The sequence below is a fragment of the Pseudomonas sp. TWI628 genome, from assembly GCF_039673865.1.
GTDB lineage: Bacteria > Pseudomonadota > Gammaproteobacteria > Pseudomonadales > Pseudomonadaceae > Aquipseudomonas.
In genome coordinates, this window is the sequence record NZ_JBDJMM010000008.1 from 42699 (window position 1) to 62449 (window position 19751).

The window sequence follows — 19751 nt, forward strand, 5'->3', positions numbered from 1 at the left end:
TGTCGCGCCATTGTTTACGGATGTCCCCATGACTGAAGACGATCGCATCAAACTCGAACCCGGCTGGAAGGCTGCACTGCGCGCCGAGTTCGACCAGCCCTACATGCACCAGTTGCGTGAGTTCCTGCGCCAGGAGTACGCAGCCGGCAAGGAGATCTACCCGCCGGGGCCGCTGATCTTCAATGCGCTCAATTCCACGCCGCTGGAGCAGGTCAAGGTGGTGATCCTCGGCCAGGACCCATACCACGGCCCGGGCCAGGCCCATGGCCTGTGCTTCTCGGTACAGCCGGGCGTGCCGGCGCCACCGTCGCTGGTCAACATTTATAAAGAGCTGCAGCGCGACCTGAACATCCCGATCGCCAGCCACGGCTACCTGCAGAGCTGGGCCGAGCAGGGTGTGTTGCTGCTCAACACGACCATGACCGTCGAGCGCGCCAATGCCGCCTCGCATGCGAAGAAGGGGTGGGAGTTCTTTACCGACCGGATCATCCAGGTGGTCAGCGAGCAGTGCTCGAACGTGGTGTTCCTGCTGTGGGGGGCACATGCCCAGAGCAAGCAGAAGCTGATCGATGGCACCAAGCACCTGGTGCTCAAGTCGGTGCACCCGTCGCCGCTGTCGGCCTATCGCGGGTTCCTTGGCTGCGGGCACTTCAGCCGCACCAACAGCTTCCTCGAACAGCGTGGCATGGCGCCGATCAACTGGGCGCTGCCGCCACTTTGAAGCCGGGCAGGGGCTGCCTGGCGGCCCCTAGTCCTGAGCCTTGATCCAATAGCGGAACAACGGCTCCGCCAGAAACAGCACCAGGATCAACCGCACCACCTGCAGCGCCGTCACCAGCGGCACCGACAGCTGCAGGGTTTCGGCCGTCAGGCTCATCTCGGCGATACCGCCTGGCATCATCCCCAGGGTCAGCGAACGCAGGTCGAGCTCGGTTATCACGCTCAACCCCCACGCCGCGCTGCCGGAAATCGCCATGCACAGCGCCGTGGCCAGCAGCGTGCGCCCGAGAAAGGACGGCGCGCGGCGGAAGAACGCGCGGTTGAAATGGCAGGCCAGGCCGCTGCCGATCAGCCACTGGCCGATCTGGCTGGCACCGTTGGGCAAAGCGATCTGCAGGTTGCCCGCCAGGCTCACCGACGCCGCGGCCAGCAACGGCCCGAACAGCCACGGGTTGGGCTGGCGCAGGCGTTGCCAGGCAAAACCGACCCCCACGCCGAGCGGCACGATCAGCGCCAGCCAAGCCCAGCTGACACTGCCGGCGTGATTCAGCGGCACGCCGTCACCCAGCAGCAATTTGAACAGTGCCGGCACGCACAGCACCACAGCCAGCACGCGCAGGCTCTGCGCCGCCGCCACCTGGCTGAGTACCGCGCCATTGCGTGCGCCAAGGTTGACCATCTCCCCCGAACCACCGGGCATGCTGGCGAAGAAGGCCGTGGCGCGGTCTTCACCGGTACGCCGCAGCAGCCACACGCTGATCACGCTGGAAAGCGTGGTGAACAGGGCGCCGAAGAAGATCAGCGCGAAGTGGCTGGCGACCTGCTCGATCACCGCTGGAGTGAAGTGCAAGCCGATACCGATGCCGATGATGCATTGCCCGCACTTGCGGCCATTGGGGATTTCCGACAACTGCCAGGGCGTCAGGCAGCGCACCAGGATGATCGCCAGCAACGCGCCGACCATCCACGGCAAAGGCCAGCCGACGTTGCTGGCGGCAAAACCGCCAGCACGGCCGACCAGCCCGGTTGCGACAAACAGCGGCAGTGGCCGATCAGGCATCCGCCAAGGCCCGGCGCTGCAGGCTGCGTTTGCGCCAGATGCGCAGCAGTGGCAGGGTCAGCATGCACAGGGTCAGCACCCACACCGACATGCTGATGGTGCTCGACCAGAGGATGCCCAGCTCACCGTTGGAAATCGACAGTGCCCGGCGCAGGTTCTGCTCCATCAGGCCGCCGAGGATGAAACCGAGCAGGATCGGCGACAGCGGGAAGTCCAGCTTGCGCAGGATGTAGCCCATGATGCCGATGCCGACCATCAGGAACAGGTCGAAGGTAGTGGCATGCACGGCATAGACGCCGATCCCGGTGATGATCGCAATTACCGGTACCAACGCCCAGTTCGGCACGGCGAGAATGCGGGTGAAGATGCGGATCATCGGGATGTTCAGGACCACCAGCATGATGTTGGCGATGAACAGCGAGGCGATCAGGCCCCAGACGATGTCCGGCTGCTGTTCGAACAGCAATGGGCCTGGGGTGATGTTGTACAGGGTCAGCGCGCCGATCATCACCGCGGTGGTGCCCGAACCGGGGACGCCGAGGGTCAGCATTGGCACCAGGGCGCCACAGCAGGAAGCACCGATGGCGGTTTCCGGGGCAGCCAGGCCGCGGGCGTCACCTTTGCCGAACTTGCCTTTTTCACCGGCGATGCGTTTCTCGGTCATGTAGGCCACGGCGCTGGCCAGGGTCGCGCCGGCCCCAGGCAGTACGCCCATGATGAAGCCCAACAGGCCGCAGCGGATGTTGACCACGAACACCGAGGCCGCTTCCTTGAAGTTGAACAGCATGCGCCCGGTGGCTTTCACCGCCTGGTGGCCATGGTGGGTCTTCTCCAGCAGCAGGAGGATCTCGCTGATCGAGAACAGGCCCAGTACCAGCACCACGAACTGGATGCCGTCGGCCAGGTGCACGCTGTCACCGGTGAAGCGGTATACGCCGCTGTTGGCGTCGATGCCGACCGCCGACAGGAACAGGCCGATCAGGGCGGCGATGAAGGTCTTCAGTGGCTTGTCGCCGGCCATGCCGCCAAGGGCGACGATGGCGAACACCATCAGCACGAAGTATTCCGCGGGGCCGAAGGCAATCGCCCATTTCGCCAGCAGCGGGGCGAACAGCACCATGCCGCAGGTGGCGATGAAGGCGCCGATGAACGAGCTCCACGCCGACAGCGACAAGGCCACGCCGGCCAAGCCCTGGCGCGCCATCGGGTAGCCGTCGAGGGTGGTCATCACGGTCGAGGCTTCGCCCGGAATGTTCAGCAGGATCGAGCTGATCCGCCCGCCGTATTCGCAGCCCAGGTACACCGCGGCCAGCAGGATCAGCGCCGACTCCGGTGGCAGGCCAAGGGCGAAGGCGATCGGGATCAGCAGTGCCACGCCGTTGATCGGGCCCAGGCCCGGCAGCAGGCCGACCACGGTGCCGATCAGCGTGCCCGCCAGGGCGGTGACCAGGTTGTAGGGGGACAGGGCGACGCCGAAGCCCTGGCCCAGGTAGCTCAAGGTATCCATATGTCAGTTCTCCAGTACGCTCAGCAGGCCGAGGGGCAGGGGCACGTCCATGACGCGGTCGAACAGCCAGTAGAGGAACACGCTCATGCCCACCACCACGAGGGCGCTGTGCAGCCAGCGGCCGCCGTACAGCCGGGCCATGGGGATACCGACCAGGATGGCGCTGAGGATGAAGCCCAAGGGTTCGAACGTGCCGGCGAAGACGATCAGCAAGCCGACGCAGACGGCGATCTTGATCAGGGTTTCGCGGTCCAGTTCGGGCTCGTCGTCCTTGCGCACGATGGGCGTGGGACGGATCGCCAGGTACAGCAGGCCCAGGCCCATCAGGCCGAGCATCAGCAGTGGGTAGGCGCGTGGCCCCACCGGTTCGTAGGAAAACGCGGCCTGGTAGGGCCAGGCCATCACGGCCAGGGCGGCGCACACCGCCAGCAGGGCCAGGGCGAAGATGCGTTGCAGGATCATCAAAGAGTCCTCGTTGGGCGCGTGCCCTGGGGGTGCGGGCACGCCCGCTCCCACAGGGATCGGTGAAAGGTCGGGGGCTTACTGGATCAGGCCGAATTCCTTGGCCAGTGCCTTGTACTCAGTCACCTGCTTCTTCACATAGCCGTCCAGCTCGGCGCCGGTCATGGCGAACGGGAACAGCTCGCGCTGGTCACGCAGCTTGGCGAAGTCTTCCGAAGCCAGCATCTTGTCGAACGATTCTTTCCACCAGGCGTAGTCTTCGTCGCTCACCTTCGGCCCCAGGTAGAAGCCGCGTACCACCGGCCAGACGATGTCGTAGCCCTGTTCCTTGGCGGTAGGGATGTCCTTCATTTCCGGCTCGTCCAGGCGGTTTTCCGCGAACACCGCGAGGATGCGCATGTTGCCGCTCTGGATGTGCGGCATGGAGTCGGAGATGTCGGTGGAGCCAACCTGGATGTGCCCGCCCAGCAGCGCGGTGGCGATCTCGCCGCCGCCTTCCAGGGCCACGTAGCGCAGGTCGCGCGGGTTGATGCCGGCGGCCTTGGCGATCAGTGCGGTCTGCATCCAGTCCTGGCTGCCGACGGTGCCACCGGAGCCGATCACCACCTTGCTCGGGTCTTTCTTCAGGGCGGCGACCAGGTCGTCAAGGGTCTTGTAGGGCGAATCACTCTTCACCGCGATGGCGCCGTAGCTGGTGCCGACCGCGGCCAGCCATTTCACCGCGTTTTCATCGAAGCGGCCGAACTTGCCCTGGGCCAGGTTCAGCAGCGAGCCGCTGGACCAGGCAACCAGGGTGCCGGCGTCGGCCGGGCGCTGGGCGACCACGGCGTTGTAGGCCACTGCACCGACACCGCCGGGCATGTAGGTCACCCGCATCGGCTTGCTGAGGATCTTCTCCTGCACCAGGGCGCTTTGCACCAGTTTGCAGGTCAGGTCGAAGCCACCGCCGGGCGAGGCCGGGGCGATGCATTCAGGGCGTTTCGGTTCGGCAGCGAGGGCGTTGCCGGCCAGCAGCAGGCAGCCGGTGGCGAGGACGAGGCGGCGCAGTGAAAAGGTCATCGAATGTCTCCGTGAGCGTTTTTGTTATGGGGTACCGCTTGGGTTACCACAGCGCTACGCTGTAGCTCACCAGCAGCCGCACTTCGTCCGCGTCGCGGGCGAAATTGGAGCGGAAGGTGGCGTTGCGCAGGCGCACGGCGACGTTCTTCAACGGGCCGCTTTGTACCACGTACTTCAGTTCGGTATCACGTTCCCACTCCTTGCCCTCGCCACCGGCGGCGCGGCTGACGTTGTCGCCGTTGATGTAGCGGGTCATGAAGGTCAGGCCGGGCACGCCGAGGGCGGCGAAGTTGTAGTCGTAGCGGGCTTGCCACGAGCGTTCGTCTCTACCTGCGAAGTCGTTGATCTGGACGAAGTTGACCAGGTACGGGTCGGCGCCATCGATGTAGGGGAAGGCGCTGTCGCCCGACAGTTGCTGCCAGGCGGCGCTGACCTTGTGCCCGCCCAGGCTGTAGCTGAGCAGGGTGTTGAAGGTGGTGTTGTCGATGCGCCCGGCCTTGGCCGCGCCGGCATCGTCGCTGATCGCCAGGCGCACATCGGCGCCGAAGGTGCCCGGGCCCCAGGGCTGGGTGGCGAGCATGCCGATGAAGTGCTGGCGGTAGATGTCGTCGAGCTGGGCGAAGTGGTAGCTGCCGGTGATGCGGTCGGTGAACTTGTAGTCCAGGCCGGCCAGGTCGAGGTTGTCGGCGCTGAAGGTGCCGCCGAAACGGCCGTTCTTGTTGTTGAGGGCCAGGTCTTCCCAGTTGGTGTCGTTGCGGTCCTTGGCCTTGTCCAGGCGCCCGCCGGTGAAAGTCAGGCCCTTGATTTCCTGCGAGGTCAGCAGGCCGCCCTCGAAGGTTTGCGGCAGGATGCGACCATCGTTGGGCTGCAGGGTCGGCAGTTCAGGGATCAGGGTGCCGATCTTCAGTTCGGTCTTCGACACTTTCACCTTGCCGGTCAGGCCGAGCTTGGAGTACTCGTCGGCGGCCTTGCCGTCATCGTGGGTCGGCAGCAGGCCGGTGTCGGTGCGGTCGGGGCTGGAGTCGAGCTTGATGCCCAGCATGCCCAGCGCATCCAGGCCGAAGCCCACGGGGCCATCGGTGTAGCCGGACTCGAAGTTGAGCATGAAGCCCTGGGCCCATTCGTCGCGCTTGGATTGCTGCGCGCTGGTGCCGTCGCGGAAGTCGCGATTGAAGTACATGTTGCGGGTTTCGAAGGTGGCCGTGCTGTCTTCGAAGAAGGCGGCCTGGCTCAGCGGGGCGACACCGGCAAGTGCAAGGGCACTGGCGATGGCAGAAGGGCGTGCGGACAGGGAACGGCTAGGCGCGAACGCCTGAGGCTGTAATGACAGCATCGGGATGACTCCGTTTTTTTGTTCTTATTCGTTGCACCTTGCTGGTGCTTTTTTCGGTGCGTGGAGCGACCGTAGTGCGATGCTAGGCAATCAACCTTTCGCTAACCTTTCAGCGTGAAAGGTTTGTTCCGAGGGGCTTCACAGGCCCGGCGACAGCGGTACACTCCGCGCCACCGCCCCACCCGAGCAGGGAGAATCCGATGCGTGTGCTGCTGGTCGAAGACCATCTGCAACTGGCCGAAAGCGTGGCTCAGGCCCTGAAAAGCCACGGCCTGACCGTGGATGTATTGCACGATGGCGTGGCCGCCGACCTGGCCTTGGCCAGCGAGGAATACGCCGTTGCCGTGCTCGACGTGGGCCTGCCGCGCATGGACGGTTTCGAGGTGCTGGCGCGCCTGCGTGGCCGTGGCAAGACCCTGCCGGTGCTGATGCTTACCGCGCGCAGCGATGTGAAGGACCGCGTGCATGGCCTGAACCTCGGCGCCGATGATTACCTGGCCAAGCCCTTTGAGCTGACCGAGCTTGAGGCGCGGGTAAAGGCCCTGCTCAGGCGCAGTGTGCTCGGTGGCGAACGCCAGCAGCGCTGCGGGCCACTGGTTTACGACCTGGACACCCGGCGCTTCAGCCTCGGCGAGGACAACCTGACCCTGACCTCGCGCGAACAAAGCGTGCTGGAGGCCTTGATCGCCCGCCCAGGCCGGGTGATGAGCAAGGAACAGCTGGCCGCCCAGGTATTCGGCCTGGATGAAGAGGCCAGCCCCGACGCCATCGAAATCTACATCCATCGGCTGCGCAAGAAGCTCGATGGCCACCCGGTCGCCATCGTCACTTTCCGCGGGCTGGGTTACCTGCTCGAGCACCGCGATGCGTGACAACGGCAGCTTGCGCGGGCGGCTGCTGGGCAACCTGGCGCTGCTGCTGGTGGTGCTGATGCTGGCCAGCGGCCTGAGCGCCTACTGGAACGGTCGCGAAGCGGCGGATACCGCCTATGACCGCACCTTGCTGGCCTCGGCGCGGACCATCGCCGCCGGGCTGTCCCAGCGTGATGGCAGCCTCAGTGCCGACGTGCCTTACGTGGCGCTGGACACCTTCGCCTACGACAGCGCCGGGCGTATCTACTACCAGGTGCTGGACATCAATCAGAAGCTGATTTCCGGTTACGAGCGCCTGCCACCACCGCCGCCCGGCACGCCGCGCACTGACGACTACCCGGCGCTGGCGCGCTTCTACGACGCCACCTACCTCGGCCAGGATGTACGGGTGGTCAGCCTGCTGAAGGCGGTGAGCGAGCCGAACATGAACGGCATGGCGGAAATCCGCGTGGCCGAGACCGAAGAGGCGCGGGTGCGCATGGCCCGTGGGTTGATGGCCGACACCTTGCTGCGCCTGGGCATGTTGGCACTGGGTGCGCTGGTCATGGTGTGGTTCGCGGTGAGCGCCGCGCTACGCCCGCTGGAGCGCCTGCGCACGGCGGTGGAGGAGCGTCAGCCGGATGACCTGCGGGCGTTGCCGGTGGTGCAGGTACAGCGTGAGCTGGGCCCACTGGTGCGTGCCTTGAACCATTTCACCGAGCGTTTGCGTGGGCAGTTCGAACGCCAGGCGCAGTTCATTGCCGAGGCTGCCCACGAACTGCGCACGCCGCTGGCGGCGCTGAAGGCGCGGGTCGAACTGGGGTTGCGTTCGCAGCAGCCCGAAGAGTGGCGGCAGACCCTGGAGTCGGCGGCCCAAGGCACAGATCGCCTGACTCATCTGGCCAATCAGTTGCTGTCACTGGCGCGGGTCGAGAACGGTGCCCGAGCGATTGCCGAAGGCGGAGCCCAGCGCCTGGATTTGAGTCAGTTGGCCCGTGAACTGGGCATGGCCATGGCGCCATTGGCATACAACCGGGGCGTAGCCTTGGCCCTGGAAGCCGAGGCGCCAGTGTGGTTGAAGGGGGAGCCGACCTTGCTCAACGAGCTGCTCAGCAACCTGGTGGACAATGCGCTGGCGCATACACCGGCGGGCGGCAATGTGATCCTTCGGGTGTTGGCGCCGGCGGTGCTGGAGGTCGAGGATGATGGCCCCGGGATTCCCGAAGATGAGCGCGAACGGGTGTTCGAGCGCTTCTATCGGCGCGGTGTACAGGGCAGTGGGCTGGGGTTGGCTATCGTAGGTGAGATCTGCAGGGCGCACTTGGCGCAGATAAGCCTGCATGATGGCGAGAAGGGCGGGTTGAAAGTGCGCGTGAGCTTTATCGCCGACTGATCTGTTGCCTGCACTGATGTGTTGCCGGCACAGGTAGCGCAAGTCAGCGCAGCATGCTTCGCGCTTCCAGCAACTCGGCAACGTCCAGTTCGGTGCCAAACGGCAGCCCAAGGTGGCGATAAGCCGGCAGCGCCGCCAACGGCCGGCTGCGCGCGCGCTGGCTCAGGCACTTGGCGATCTGCACCACATCGATGTAGTCGACCTTGTCGGTACGCCGGTCCAGGTCCTGAACCTGGCTCGGCAGGTTGACCAACTGCTCGGGAAACTCCCACGAAGAGAGAATCTTGTCCCCCAGCACCGGCTGGATCTGCTCGATCACATAGTGCAGGCAGACCGGGTCGGAAAGCAGCTCGTTGTGTTCTTCGGCATAGATCAGCACTGGCAGCGCGCCGATCTGGTTGACCAGCCCGCCAAGCGTCGCCTGGTCGGGTTTCAGTTGCGTAAAGCGGCGGCAAATTTCATAGCTTATGCCTGCAACTTCAAGGCTGTTCGACCAGATATCGCGCAATTTTTGTTCAACTGCCGACGAGCGGGCATGGAAGATCTGTTCGATCACCAGGCCGATGGCCAGGTTGCAGCTGTAGTTGATGCCCAGGCGGGTGATGGCCGTGTGCAGGTCGGTGACTTCGACCGCTGCGCGCAGCAGCGGGCTGTTGACCACCTTGATCAGGCGCGCCGACAGGGCGGCGTCACGGCCGATCACCTTGCTCAGGGCGGCCACGCTGATCTCGCTGTCTTCGGCAGCCTCGCGAATGCTCAGGGCTACCTCGGGCAGGGTTGGCAGGACCAGGTCATCGTTGTCGATGGCAGCGAGCAACTGCGCTTGAACCATCTCGGCCAGCTTGTTCATGAACGTCTCAACGGCAAGGGTGGTGCACTGTTCAGCGCAGGATTTCCTGATCGCGGTCCAGCTCGTACGGCAGGCTCAGTACCTGCAGGCGAGGGCCTTCGAGGCTGCCCAGGTGCAGGTTATCGTCTTCCACCGACTCGGCGCTGAGCACTGCAAGCAGCTCACAGCCCTGGCCGGTGCTGGCGGCCAGTACCACCTCGCCAACAGAGGATCCATGGGTCGGCGAGAAGATTTCCGTACCCGGGGCCGGAATATCCTGCTGTTCAAGCGCCAACCGGTACTGGCGGCGCTTGAGCTTGCCCAGGTACTGCATGCGCGCGACGATTTCCTGGCCGGTGTAGCAGCCTTTCTTGAAGCTCACGCCATCGACTGCCTGCAGGTTGATCATCTGCGGGATGAACAGCTCACGGGTCGGCCCCATGACCTGGCCGATACCGGCGCGCACCTGCCCCAGCAACCAGTCGTTGAGGCTGCCTTGCGGCAGCGTGGCTGCCAGCTGTTGGCGAATGCTGGCGGCCTGGTCTGCCGGTACCCAAAGCTCGGCACGGTCGGCGGAGACGGCAATGGCGATCAGGCCATCATGGCGAACGGTACTGCCCGCTGCTGTCGGCAGGTCCAGCCCCAATGCCTGCAGCGCGGCGCCACCAGCTTGCAGGCCGAAGCGCGCCCAGGCAGCACTCTCGTCAGTGAGCGTGGCCTTGGAAAAGACGGCGTACTTCTTCAGGTCGGCCAGTTGCAGCTCCAGCAACTCGCTGGCCATGGCCAGCAGGTAGCCATTGCCCTCGGGCAGGATGCGGAAGCTCGACTGCATGCGCCCCTTGACCATGCAGCGGGCGCCAAGGCTGGCGTGCTCGAGGCTGAGGTAGTTGATGTTGCAGGTCAGCTGGCCCTGCAGGAACTTGCCGGCGTCGGAGCCGCGGACGGCGAGGATGCCCTCGTGGGACAGGGGGCTGAAGAAAGCGGAATCGGCCATGGGTGATCGCGGTGGCTAAAGACTGGCGGCCATCATAGAACGCCAGTAACAAAATAGGTAGGTGACTAGACCAACGCCCTGTGCCGCTTCGTTCGCTGCGCGGTATACTGCGCGACCATTCGAGGAGGGCCCCATGGTCGAACAAACTGAACTCAACCGGCTTTTCTGGCACAGCCGCCGCGGCATGCTGGAACTGGACGTACTGCTGGTGCCATTCACCCAGGAGGTCTATTCGACCCTGAGCGAAGCTGACCGCGAACTTTATGTCCGCCTGTTGAGCTGTGAAGATCAGGACATGTTCGGCTGGTTCATGGAGCGCACCGAGTCGGAAGACCCGGAGCTGCAGCGCATGGTCCGCATCATTCTGGATCGTGTCCAGCCCAAGTGAGTGTTTCGAGTGCCGTTGGCAGGGCTCGCGCCTGTTGCTGACGGCCTACCTGGGTTGCCAGGTGCTGGCGCTACTGGTGTTGTGGCTGAGTGCGCTGCCCTGGTGGCTTGGCCTTTGTGTGTTTGCCAGTTGTATTGCCCACGCTAGCTGGGCCATCCCTCGTTGTATCCTGCTGACTGACCCCCGTGCTGTTACCGGCCTGCGCCGTGACGCGCAGGGCTGGCGTGTGTTCAGCCTGGCGCAGGGCTGGCAGCCGGTGCGCTTGTGCCGGGACAGCGTGGCAGTGCCGGGGTTGGTGGTGTTGCGGTTCGTCAGGGCAGGGCACTGGCTCGGCGAGAGCCAGTGCGTGCCGCGAGACGCCCTGGGGGCTGACCTGCATCGGCGTTTGCGGGTGAGGCTGAAGTTCAGCCGGCGCCGCTTCGACGCCTGTTTCAGATCGGGCTGAGGATGGTGTCCTTGGCTTCGGCCAGCATCCCCGGGTAATCCAGGGTGTAGTGCAGTCCACGGCTTTCCTTGCGCTGCATCGCCGAGCGGATCATCAGCTCCGCCACCTGGGCCAGGTTGCGCAGTTCGATCAGGTCGCGGCTGACCTTGTAGTTGCTGTAGAACTCGTCGATCTCGTCGAGCAACAGGCGAACGCGATGCTCGGCGCGCTGCAGGCGTTTGCTGGTGCGTACGATCCCCACGTAGTCCCACATGAAGCGGCGCAGCTCGTCCCAGTTGTGCGCGATGATCACGTCCTCGTCCGAATCGGTCACCTGGCTGGCATCCCAGCAGGGCAGGGCCCTGGGCATGGCGATCTGGTCCAGATGCGCCTCGATGTCCGCGGCTGCGGCACGGCCATAGACGAAGCACTCCAGCAACGAGTTGCTGGCCATGCGGTTGGCGCCGTGCAGGCCAGTGAAGCTGGTTTCGCCGATGGCGTACAGGCCGGGTACATCGGTGTGGCCACGATCATCGACCATGACCCCGCCACACGTGTAATGGGCCGCCGGAACCACCGGGATCGGCTGGCGGGTGATGTCGATGCCGAAGGCCAGGCAGCGCTCGTAAACGGTCGGGAAGTGGCTTTTGATGAAATCGGCGGGTTTGTGGGTGATGTCCAGGTAGACACAGTCCACGCCCAGTCGCTTCATCTCGTGGTCGATGGCGCGGGCGACGATATCGCGCGGTGCCAGTTCTTCGCGCGGGTCGAAGCGCGGCATGAAGCGCTCACCGTTGGGCAGGCGCAACAACGCCCCTTCGCCACGCAAGGCCTCGGTGACCAGAAAACTCTTGGCCTGGGGGTGATACAGGCAGGTCGGGTGGAACTGGTTGAATTCCAGGTTCGCCACCCGACAGCCGGCGCGCCAGGCCATGGCGATGCCATCGCCGCAGGCACCGTCGGGGTTGCTGGTATAGAGGTAGACCTTGGCTGCGCCCCCCGTCGCCAGCACGGTGAAGCGCGCGCCGAAGGTGTCGACTTCGCCGCTGTTGCGGTTCAGTACGTAGGCCCCGAGGCAACGATCGCCCGCCAGGCCCAGGCGGCGCTCGGTGATCAGGTCGACCGCTACCCGCTGTTCCAGCAATTCGATGTTCGGGCGCTTGCGGGCTTGTTCCAGCAACGTGGTGAAAATCGCCGCGCCGGTAGCGTCGGCAGCATGGATGATGCGTCGGTGGCTGTGGCCACCTTCACGGGTCAGGTGGAACTCGAAGCCACCATCATCGACGCTGTAGTGTTCGTCGCGGGTAAAAGGAACACCTTGCTCGATCAGCCATTCGATGGCTTCGCGGCTGTGCTCGACGGTAAAGCGCACAGCCTCTTCGTGGCACAGGCCGCCACCGGCATTGAGGGTGTCTTCGACATGCGACTGCACGGTGTCGGTGTTGTCGAGTACGGCGGCGACGCCGCCTTGGGCCCAGAAGGTCGAACCGTTGGCCAGGTCGCCTTTACTCAGCACGGCAATGCGCAAATGGCCGGGAAGGTTCAGTGCCAGGCTGAGACCGGCTGCGCCGCTGCCGATCACCAGGACATCATGTTGGAATTGTTGGCTCATGTCGGGACACTAGTAATCTTTGGAAAGGGCGCGGCACAATAGTCACGTGCAGATGGCAATGTGAAACTATCGTGAATACTGGCCGGGCTGCCTTTATAGCAGCCTGCGGTAGCCAATTTCCATGCCGGTTAGGACGTTGCGTCAATCTTTGTGGGAACTTTCCGACACGGCCGGAAATCCTATGAAGGCTGTCCGCACGCCACAATTTGCCGCGGCGACGCGGGGCGGCAGCTCTATCCGGGCTGACACCTGCGTATTCGAAACCTGATTATCGACGCAGCGGGCCGTGACCGTGCCGCGTCTTCCGTGCGAGCCGACCAAGGGCCGCAGGAAACTTGCTTGGAGGGGAGAACTTTTGCGCAAAGCCCGAGTCTATGGTTGCAGGCCTGAACAAAGGCTGTTGCAACGCTCCTTCGAGTTCACTGAGGAGTGTTCATGCTAACCCAGGAAGAGGATCAGCAGCTTGTCGAGCGCGTGCAGCGCGGAGACAGGCGAGCGTTCGATCTGTTGGTGCTGAAGTATCAGCACAAGATTCTAGGGTTGATCGTGCGGTTCGTTCACGACACCCACGAGGCCCAGGATGTGGCGCAGGAAGCCTTTATCAAGGCCTACCGTGCGCTTGGCAATTTCCGCGGTGACAGTGCGTTTTATACCTGGCTGTACCGCATCGCCATCAACACGGCGAAGAACTACCTGGTGTCCCGTGGAAGACGGCCACCAGACAGCGATGTGAGCTCCGAGGATGCGGAGTTTTACGACGGCGATCATGGTCTCAAGGATCTCGAGTCCCCAGAGCGCTCGTTGTTGCGGGATGAAATCGAAGGCACTGTCCATCGCACCATCCAGCAACTGCCCGAAGATCTGCGCACGGCATTGACCCTGCGTGAATTCGACGGGTTGAGTTACGAAGACATTGCGAGCGTCATGCAATGTCCGGTGGGTACCGTGCGCTCTCGAATCTTCCGCGCTCGGGAGGCCATAGACAAAGCCCTGCAGCCGTTGTTGCAGGAAACCTGAGACAGCGGCGACAGCCAAGAGAGGAACCGCCATGAGTCGTGAAGCTTTGCAGGAATCGCTGTCCGCGGTAATGGATAACGAAGCGGACGAACTGGAATTGCGTCGGGTGTTGAATGCCGTCGACGATGCCGAAACCCGTGCCACCTGGTCGCGTTACCAGGTAGCCCGGGCAGCGATGCACAAGGAGCTGTTGCTGCCCAAGCTGGATATCGCCTCGGCGGTCTCCGCCGCGCTGGCTGACGAAGCCGTGCCGGCCAAGGTCAAGCAGGGCCCGTGGCGCAGCCTTGGCCGCCTGGCCGTGGCTGCCTCGGTCACCGTGGCGGTGCTGGCTGGTGTGCGTATGTACAACCAGGACGAGATCACCGGCGCCGAGCTGGCTGCCCAGCAGCCAGTACAGCAAGGCCTGACCCTGCCACAAAGTCAGGGCCCGGCGGTTTTGGCAGGCTATAGTGAAAGCAGTGAGCAACCGACCGGGCCGATGGCCAACGGCGTGCTGCAGAACCAGGCCGGCTGGGATCAGCGTCTGCCAGGCTATCTGCGCCAGCACGCGCAGGAATCCGCGCTCAAGGGCACTGAAACCGCCCTGCCGTATGCCCGCGCCGCCAGCCTGGAAAACCGCTAAGTAAGGAGGATCATGCGCGCGCTACCTCTCCTGTCGCTGCTGATAGGCAGCTGCATGACGGTGCCAGCGTTGGCAGCCAACTCCTCGCCCGAGGCGAGCGAATGGTTGAACAAGCTGGCACAGGCCGAGCAGAAGCAGAGTTACCAAGGCGCCTTCGTCTACGAACGTAACGGCAGCTTTTCTTCCCACGATATCTGGCATCGCGTTCAGGACGGCAAGGTCAGCGAGCGGCTTCTGCAGCTCGATGGCGCCGCCCAGGAAATCGTGCGCGTGGATGGCAAGGTGCAGTGCGTCAGTGGTGCCTTGGCGAGCGGGGTAGGCAGCCCTCCTGATTCTGCGCAGCGTTCGCTCGACCCTCTCAAGCTGATGAGCTGGTACGACCTGAGCGTGGCGGGCAGGTCACGGGTCGCCGACCGCGACGCCGTGATCGTCACGTTGACGCCGCGCGACCAGCATCGCTATGCGTTCGAACTTCATCTGGACCGCCGCACCGGCCTGCCACTGCGTTCATTGATGCTCAATGACAAGGGGCAGTTGCTCGAACGCTTCCAGATGACTCGCCTGGACACCGACGACCTGCCTAGCGACCAGGACCTGCAAGCCAGTGCCGCTTGCAAGCCGATCGAGCGTGCGCCCACTACCGCCACCGAAGCCGTCGCTGGCTGGCGTTCAGACTGGCTGCCGCCGGGTTTCGAGCTGATCAACAGTGCGGTGCGCCGGGATCCCGAGCGCAACAGCTCGATCAGCAGCCTGATGTATGACGATGGCCTGGCCCGTTTCTCGGTGTTCCTCGAACCCGTGAAGGATGATGCCGGTGCCGATGTGCGCACCCAGCTTGGCCCGACCTCGGCCGTTTCCCGGCGCCTGAACACGCCCAAGGGCAAGGTGCAGGTCACCGTGGTCGGCGAAATTCCGCTGGGTACGGCAGAACGTGTCGCGTTGTCGATGCGCCCTCAGGATGCCCAGGCGCGCCAGTAACGGCGCGCTTTTGCGGGCCGGATCAAGGGCAATGCACAGGCGAACGGACACGCGGCTGAAATGAAATTAAAGCATTGTCATTTGCAATCCTTCGGCAAATTTTCTATAGGTCAGGCTTCTAGGAGTCTGGCCTTTGCTGCTTTGTGCAGGGCTATTTCCAACTACCGCTCGTTGTGACGGGAGCCGTATGTCAATACCACGCTTGAAATCCTACCTAACGATGTTCGCCGCCGTGCTGATGCTCGGCCAGGTGCTCAGTGCCCAGGCCGATGAAGCCCTGCCGGACTTCACCACCCTGGTCGAGCAGGCCTCGCCGGCCGTGGTCAACATCAGCACCAAGCAGAAGCTGCCGGACCGTGTCGCCTCCGGGCAGATGCCGGACCTCGAAGGCCTGCCACCGATGTTCCGTGAGTTCTTCGAACGCAATATGCCGCAACAGCCGCGTTCGCCGCGTGGTGACCGCCAGCGTGAGGCCATGTCGCTGGGTTCGGGCTTCATCATCTCCAGCGATGGTTATGTACTGACCAACAACCATGTGGTTGCCGATGCCGACGAGATCATCGTCCGCCTGTCGGACCGCAGCGAGTTGCAGGCCAAGCTGATCGGCACCGATCCACGCACCGACGTGGCCCTGCTCAAGGTCGAGGGCAAGAACCTGCCGACCGTCAAGCTGGGTGATTCCGAGAAACTCAAGGTCGGTGAATGGGTGCTGGCCATCGGTTCGCCGTTCGGCTTCGACCATTCGGTGACCAAAGGTATCGTCAGCGCCAAGGGCCGGACCCTGCCCAACGACACCTATGTGCCGTTCATCCAGACCGACGTGGCCATCAACCCGGGTAACTCCGGTGGCCCGCTGTTCAACATGAAGGGCGAAGTGGTGGGTATCAACTCGCAGATCTTCACCCGTTCCGGTGGCTTCATGGGCCTGTCCTTCGCCATCCCGATCGACGTGGCGCTCGATGTGTCCAACCAGCTGAAGAAAGACGGCAAGGTCAGCCGCGGCTGGCTGGGCGTGGTGATCCAGGAGGTCAACAAGGACCTGGCTGAATCGTTCGGCCTCGACAAGCCGGCTGGCGCCCTGGTGGCGCAAGTGCTGGAAAACGGCCCGGCAGCCAAGGGCGGCCTGCAGGTGGGTGACGTGATCCTGAGCATGAACGGCCAGCCGATCGTCATGTCGGCCGACCTGCCGCACCTGGTCGGCAGCCTGAAGGACGGTGAGAAGGCCAAGCTCGAGATCATTCGCAACGGCAAGCGCCAGACCTTGGACGTCGCCGTCGGCCCGATGCCGGATGACGATGCCGACATCGGCACCGGTAGCAGCCCTGAAGGCAGCGCCGAGCGCAACAGCAACCGCCTGGGTGTGTCGGTATCGGACCTTACCGACGAGCAGAAGAAGACCCTGGAACTGAAGGGCGGCGTGGTCATCAAGGAAGTCCAGGACGGCCCGGCCGCGATGATCGGGCTGCGCCCGGGTGACGTCATCAGCCACCTGAACAACCAGGCGGTCACTTCGGCCAAGCAGTTCACCGAGATCGCCAAGGACTTGCCAAAGAACCGTTCGGTGTCGATGCGCGTGCTACGTCAGGGGCGTGCCAGCTTCATCACCTTCAAACTCGCTGAATAAGCGGGTTCAGAAGTAGGAAAGGGCAGCTCTGGCTGCCCTTTTTCATGAAAGTTCACAATTGCAGGCGCGAATGCTGTGTACAGTCCGATAGAGGAATCTCCCATATCCCAGCAGCTTAAGGTACAATTCCCGGCTATTTTTCGGCGGGCGTCCGGCTCGCAGCCTTTTCCGAGTGTTGACCCGTGAGTGATTTGAGTCATATCCGCAATTTCTCCATCATCGCCCACATCGACCATGGCAAGTCGACGCTGGCCGACCGTTTCATTCAAATGTGCGGTGGCCTGTCGGCGCGCGAAATGGAAGCCCAGGTACTGGACTCCATGGACCTGGAGCGCGAGCGCGGTATCACCATCAAGGCCCACAGCGTCACGCTCAACTACAAGGCGCAGGACGGCAAGGTCTACCAGCTGAACTTCATCGACACCCCCGGCCACGTCGACTTCACCTACGAAGTCTCGCGCTCGCTGGCGGCCTGTGAAGGTGCGCTGCTGGTGGTGGACGCCGGCCAGGGCGTCGAAGCCCAGTCCGTGGCCAACTGCTACACCGCCATCGAACAGGGCCTGGAGGTCATGCCGGTCCTGAACAAGATGGACCTGCCCCAGGCCGATCCGGACCGCGTGAAGGACGAGATCGAGAAGATCATCGGCATCGACGCCACCGACGCCGTGGCCTGCAGCGCCAAGAGCGGCATGGGCGTGGACGAGGTGCTCGAGCGCCTGGTGCAGACCATCCCCGCGCCGGAAGGTGATATCGAAGCGCCACTGCAGGCGCTGATCATCGACTCCTGGTTCGACAACTACCTGGGCGTGGTCTCGCTGGTGCGTGTGCGCCACGGCCGCGTCAAGAAAGGCGACAAGATCCTGGTCAAGTCCACCGGCAAGGTGCACCTGGTCGACAGCGTCGGTGTGTTCACCCCCAAGCACACCCAGACGGCTGACCTGAAAGCCGGTGAAGTAGGCTTCATCATCGCCAGCATCAAGGACATTCACGGTGCACCGGTCGGTGACACCCTGACGCTGTCCTCGACGCCTGAAGTCGAAGTGCTGGCCGGTTTCAAGAAGATTCAGCCACAGGTCTACGCCGGCCTGTTCCCGGTCAGCTCCGATGACTTCGAGGACTTCCGCGACGCCCTGCAGAAGCTGACCCTCAACGACTCGTCGCTGCAGTACATGCCGGAAAGCTCCGACGCCCTGGGCTTCGGCTTCCGTTGCGGCTTCCTCGGCATGCTGCACATGGAGATCATCCAGGAGCGCCTGGAGCGCGAATACGACCTGGACCTGATCACCACCGCGCCAAGCGTGATCTATGAGCTGGAACTTAAAACCGGCGAAACCATCATCGTCGACAACCCGTCCAAGCTCCCAGACGTGTCTGCGGTGGCCGACTTCCGCGAGCCGATCGTCACCGCGACCATCCTGGTGCCGCAGGAACACCTGGGCAACGTCATCACCCTGTGCATCGAGAAACGTGGCGTGCAGCGCGACATGCAGTTCCTCGGCAGCCAGGTGCAGGTGCGCTACGACATGCCGATGAACGAAGTGGTCCTGGACTTCTTCGACCGCCTGAAGTCGACCAGCCGCGGCTATGCTTCGCTGGACTATCATTTCGATCGCTACCAGTCGGCCAACCTGGTCAAGCTGGACGTACTGATCAACGGCGACAAGGTAGATGCCCTGGCGTTGATCGTGCACCGCGACAACGCGGCCTACAAAGGCCGTGCGTTGACCGAGAAGATGAAGGAGCTGATCCCTCGGCAGATGTTCGACGTGGCGATCCAGGCAGCCATTGGCGGCCAGATCATCGCGCGGACGACCGTCAAGGCGCTCAGAAAGAACGTACTGGCCAAGTGCTACGGTGGTGACGTCAGCCGTAAGAAGAAACTGCTGGAGAAGCAGAAGGCCGGTAAGAAACGCATGAAACAGGTGGGCAACGTGGAGATTCCACAGGAAGCCTTCCTCGCCGTGCTCAGGTTGGATAGCTAGGTCCTATGTCGCTAAATTTCCCGCTGTTGCTAGTCATCGCCGTCTTCGTCTGCGGTCTGCTGGGCTTGATTGATCTGCTGTTCCTGGCTCCGCGCCGGCGGGCAGCGATCGCCAACTACCAGGGCAGCGTCACCCAGCCAGAAATGGCGGTGGTCGAGCGCCTGAGCAAAGAGCCGCTGTTGGTCGAGTACGGCAAGTCGTTCTTCCCGGTGCTGTTCATCGTGCTGGTGCTGCGCTCGTTCCTGGTCGAGCCGTTCCAGATCCCTTCGGGCTCGATGAAACCGACCCTGGAAGTGGGCGATTTCATCCTGGTGAACAAGTTCTCCTACGGCATCCGCCTGCCGGTGATCGACAAGAAGGTCATCGAGGTGGGTGACCCGCAACGCGGCGATGTGATGGTGTTCCGCTACCCGAGCGACCCGAACGTCAACTACATCAAGCGTGTGGTCGGCCTGCCGGGCGACAAGATCAGCTATACCAGCGACAAGCGGCTGTTCGTCAACGGCCAGCCGATTGCCGAGCAACTGGTCGGTGCCGAGCCGGGTACCCTGGGCAGCGCCGAGCTGTACAAGGAAAAACTCGGCGAAGCCGAGCACCTGATCCGCAAGGAAATGACCCGCTATCGCATGCCGCCGGACCAGCAATGGACCGTGCCGGCCGGCCATTACTTCATGATGGGCGACAACCGCGACAACTCCAACGACAGCCGCTACTGGGATGACCCGAAAATCCCTCAAGCGCTGCACGGCATGGTTCCGGACCGGAACATCGTCGGCAAGGCCTTCGCGGTCTGGATGAGCTGGCCAGAGCCCAAGCTCAGCCACTTGCCCAACCTGTCGCGGGTCGGCCTGATCCATTGATACCCTTCGGCGCTGTCCTGCAGACAGCGCCGAATG

General features: G+C 63.5%; 19 protein-coding genes. 11 read left to right on the forward strand and 8 right to left on the reverse strand.

Annotated elements, in window-relative coordinates; all coding sequences use genetic code 11:
• Positions 1 to 28 precede the first annotated feature (28 nt).
• Complete coding sequence (gene ung, locus ABE528_RS08065; protein ID WP_346652630.1) at positions 29 to 721, forward strand: uracil-DNA glycosylase; 693 nt, start codon at positions 29 to 31, stop codon at positions 719 to 721.
• A gap of 27 nt (positions 722 to 748) precedes the next feature.
• Here the strand turns inward: ung and ABE528_RS08070 are convergent, their stop codons facing one another.
• The 5 genes from ABE528_RS08070 to ABE528_RS08090 all read right to left on the reverse strand — a co-directional run bounded on the left by ABE528_RS08070 (position 749) and on the right by ABE528_RS08090 (position 6141).
• Entirely contained in the window at positions 749 to 1780 is a 1032-nt protein-coding gene (locus ABE528_RS08070) for an AbrB family transcriptional regulator (RefSeq protein WP_346652631.1), read from the reverse strand.
• On the reverse strand, positions 1773 to 3287 hold the full coding sequence (locus tag ABE528_RS08075) for a tripartite tricarboxylate transporter permease (RefSeq protein WP_152954594.1): 1515 nt from the start codon (positions 3285 to 3287) through the stop codon (positions 1773 to 1775). Before ABE528_RS08075 ends, ABE528_RS08070 begins: the two co-directional genes overlap by 8 nt.
• Before the next feature lie 3 nt (positions 3288 to 3290).
• Positions 3291 to 3749 (reverse strand): tripartite tricarboxylate transporter TctB family protein, encoded by a 459-nt coding sequence (locus tag ABE528_RS08080; protein ID WP_152954593.1) that lies wholly within the window; start codon positions 3747 to 3749, stop codon positions 3291 to 3293.
• A 78-nt stretch (positions 3750 to 3827) separates the two neighbouring features.
• Positions 3828 to 4808, reverse strand: coding sequence for a tripartite tricarboxylate transporter substrate binding protein (locus ABE528_RS08085; RefSeq protein WP_152954591.1), 981 nt, complete (start codon positions 4806 to 4808; stop codon positions 3828 to 3830).
• Between the two features lie 43 nt (positions 4809 to 4851).
• Positions 4852 to 6141, reverse strand: a complete 1290-nt coding sequence (locus tag ABE528_RS08090; RefSeq protein WP_346652632.1) for an OprD family porin — start codon at positions 6139 to 6141, stop codon at positions 4852 to 4854.
• Between the two features lie 200 nt (positions 6142 to 6341).
• Here ABE528_RS08090 and ABE528_RS08095 point away from each other — a divergent pair, with 200 nt between their 5' ends.
• Together ABE528_RS08095 and ABE528_RS08100 are read left to right on the forward strand one after the other, a co-directional pair.
• On the forward strand, positions 6342 to 7013 hold the full coding sequence (locus ABE528_RS08095) for a response regulator (RefSeq protein WP_027594137.1): 672 nt from the start codon (positions 6342 to 6344) through the stop codon (positions 7011 to 7013).
• Positions 7006 to 8385, forward strand: a complete 1380-nt coding sequence (locus ABE528_RS08100) for a sensor histidine kinase (protein ID WP_152954587.1) — start codon at positions 7006 to 7008, stop codon at positions 8383 to 8385. Before ABE528_RS08095 ends, ABE528_RS08100 begins: the two co-directional genes overlap by 8 nt.
• A gap of 43 nt (positions 8386 to 8428) precedes the next feature.
• On the opposite strand, the gene ABE528_RS08105 is transcribed toward ABE528_RS08100, so the two are convergent.
• On the reverse strand, positions 8429 to 9235 hold the full coding sequence (locus ABE528_RS08105) for an HDOD domain-containing protein (protein WP_152954585.1): 807 nt from the start codon (positions 9233 to 9235) through the stop codon (positions 8429 to 8431).
• Positions 9236 to 9266: 31 nt separating this feature from the next.
• The gene (locus ABE528_RS08110; protein ID WP_346652633.1) at positions 9267 to 10208 is read right to left on the reverse strand and encodes a folate-binding protein YgfZ; all 942 of its coding nucleotides are present in this window, start codon (positions 10206 to 10208) and stop codon (positions 9267 to 9269) included.
• Positions 10209 to 10341: 133 nt separating this feature from the next.
• Between ABE528_RS08110 and ABE528_RS08115 the strand changes: the two genes are divergently transcribed.
• Together ABE528_RS08115 and ABE528_RS08120 are read left to right on the forward strand one after the other, a co-directional pair.
• Positions 10342 to 10596 (forward strand): succinate dehydrogenase assembly factor 2, encoded by a 255-nt coding sequence (locus ABE528_RS08115; protein ID WP_152954582.1) that lies wholly within the window; start codon positions 10342 to 10344, stop codon positions 10594 to 10596.
• On the forward strand, positions 10580 to 11041 hold the full coding sequence (locus ABE528_RS08120) for a hypothetical protein (protein ID WP_346652634.1): 462 nt from the start codon (positions 10580 to 10582) through the stop codon (positions 11039 to 11041). The genes ABE528_RS08115 and ABE528_RS08120 overlap by 17 nt, the downstream gene beginning before the upstream one ends.
• On the opposite strand, the gene nadB is transcribed toward ABE528_RS08120, so the two are convergent.
• A complete protein-coding gene (gene nadB, locus ABE528_RS08125) occupies positions 11028 to 12632 on the reverse strand; it encodes an L-aspartate oxidase (protein WP_152954580.1) in 1605 nt (534 codons plus the stop codon). The two genes, ABE528_RS08120 and nadB, sit on opposite strands and share 14 nt — an antisense overlap.
• 435 nt (positions 12633 to 13067) lie before the next feature.
• On the opposite strand from nadB, the gene rpoE reads away from it, so the two are divergent.
• The 6 genes from rpoE to lepB all read left to right on the forward strand — a co-directional run bounded on the left by rpoE (position 13068) and on the right by lepB (position 19715).
• Complete coding sequence (rpoE, locus tag ABE528_RS08130; RefSeq protein WP_003252049.1) at positions 13068 to 13649, forward strand: RNA polymerase sigma factor RpoE; 582 nt, start codon at positions 13068 to 13070, stop codon at positions 13647 to 13649.
• 31 nt (positions 13650 to 13680) lie between these two features.
• A complete protein-coding gene (locus ABE528_RS08135) occupies positions 13681 to 14271 on the forward strand; it encodes an RseA family anti-sigma factor (protein WP_152954578.1) in 591 nt (196 codons plus the stop codon).
• A 12-nt stretch (positions 14272 to 14283) separates the two neighbouring features.
• The gene (locus ABE528_RS08140) at positions 14284 to 15249 is read left to right on the forward strand and encodes a MucB/RseB C-terminal domain-containing protein (RefSeq protein WP_346652635.1); all 966 of its coding nucleotides are present in this window, start codon (positions 14284 to 14286) and stop codon (positions 15247 to 15249) included.
• A 187-nt stretch (positions 15250 to 15436) separates the two neighbouring features.
• Entirely contained in the window at positions 15437 to 16873 is a 1437-nt protein-coding gene (locus ABE528_RS08145) for a DegQ family serine endoprotease (RefSeq protein ID WP_152954574.1), read from the forward strand.
• Between the two features lie 182 nt (positions 16874 to 17055).
• On the forward strand, positions 17056 to 18855 hold the full coding sequence (gene lepA / locus ABE528_RS08150) for a translation elongation factor 4 (RefSeq protein WP_294326581.1): 1800 nt from the start codon (positions 17056 to 17058) through the stop codon (positions 18853 to 18855).
• A 5-nt stretch (positions 18856 to 18860) separates the two neighbouring features.
• On the forward strand, positions 18861 to 19715 hold the full coding sequence (gene lepB / locus ABE528_RS08155; protein WP_152954572.1) for a signal peptidase I: 855 nt from the start codon (positions 18861 to 18863) through the stop codon (positions 19713 to 19715).
• Positions 19716 to 19751 lie beyond the last annotated feature (36 nt).